This is a genomic window from Mesorhizobium sp. LEGMi-168a, assembly GCF_058312955.1.
Map to the genome: position 1 here is coordinate 1 of NZ_JBZEGV010000110.1, position 1,280 is coordinate 1,280.

2 protein-coding genes are annotated in these 1,280 nt (G+C 66.1%); one reads left to right on the top strand and one right to left on the bottom strand.

Features of this window, described 5'->3' with window-relative positions:
• On the top strand, positions 1 to 746 hold a 746-nt coding region (locus AC4FWB_RS34235), incomplete at its 5' end, for an ATP-binding cassette domain-containing protein (protein ID WP_491030619.1).
• An 80-nt stretch (positions 747 to 826) separates the two neighbouring features.
• Here AC4FWB_RS34235 and AC4FWB_RS34240 read toward each other — a convergent pair.
• Positions 827 to 1,280 (bottom strand): hydroxymethylglutaryl-CoA lyase-like TIM-barrel protein (locus tag AC4FWB_RS34240; protein ID WP_491030620.1); only part of this gene is annotated, 454 nt, incomplete at its 5' end.

The following is a 1,280-nucleotide window of genomic DNA, read 5'->3' on the forward strand; positions in this document are numbered from 1 at the left end:
GGCCGCGCGGGCCGAAGGTGCTTTCGGTCGAGAACCTGTCCATGGGCAACATGGTCCGCAACACGTCCTTCTCGCTTTATGCCGGCCAGGTGACGGGTATCTTCGGCTTGGTCGGGTCCGGCCGCACCGAGACGCTGAAAGTTGTCAGCGGCGTGCTCAAGCGCGACTTCTTCCACGGCGGCGAGGTGAAGATCGGCGGCCAGCCCAAACGCTATCTGGTGCCGGCGCCCGCCGTCCGCGACGGCATCGTCTACGTTACCGAGGAGCGCAAGGCCGAGGGCTTTTTCGAGACGATGAGCATCGCCGAGAACATCTATATGGGTCATCTCGGCGGCCAGCCTTACGGAGGCCTGAACATCATCTCGATGCGGCAGGCGCGCTCGCTCGCCGAAGACTGGCGCAAGCGCCTGAACATCCGCGCCATCGACCCCAACGCGAAGGTCATCGAGCTCTCGGGCGGCAACCAGCAGAAGGTCGTCATCGCCAAGGCGCTGGTGCAAAAGCCGAAACTGGTGATTTTCGACGAGCCGACGCGCGGCGTCGATGTCGGCGCCATCGCCGAAATCCACGCCTTCATCAACCAGCTCGCCGACCAGGGTATCGCGATCGCGGTGATCTCCTCCTATCTGCCGGAAATCCTCACGCTGTCGGACCGGATCCTCATTGCGCGCCAGGGCAAGATTGTCGAGGAAATGGACCGCCGCAACGCGACGGAAGAGGCCATCATGTACGCTGCGGTTCATTAGGGCAGCTCAGCGTTCCATAGAAGCGCCGGCCTGCCCATTCCTTGCCCCAGGATCGCGCATCTCTCCACCAAGGCGGTGGGTCAGCCACGTAGGCCCGCACCGGCCTTCAGCTGCAGCGCCAGCGCGCGGGCGTCCGCAAGCTTCACGGCGTCGACGCCGGTGTCGTAACCGGCTGCCGCCAAATGGGCGACCACGGCTTCCGTGGCGACGTTGCCGGCGGCGCCGGGCGCATAGGGGCAGCCGCCCAGTCCGCCGACGGCGCTGTCGAAGACCCGGATGCCAAAGGCCAAGGCCACGTCCATATTCGCCAGGGCCTGGCCCGACGTGTCGTGGAAATGACAGGCGAGCTGCGAGGCGGCAACGCTTTGGGCGACCTCGGCCAGCATCCGATCGACCCGCTCGGGGCTCGCGCGCCCGATCGTGTCCGCGACGGCCACTTCGCGACAGCCGATGCCGATCAGGCGCTCGGAGACATCTCTCACCGCTTCCGGCTCGACGGCCCCCTCGTAAGGACAGTCGACGGCGCAGGAGACG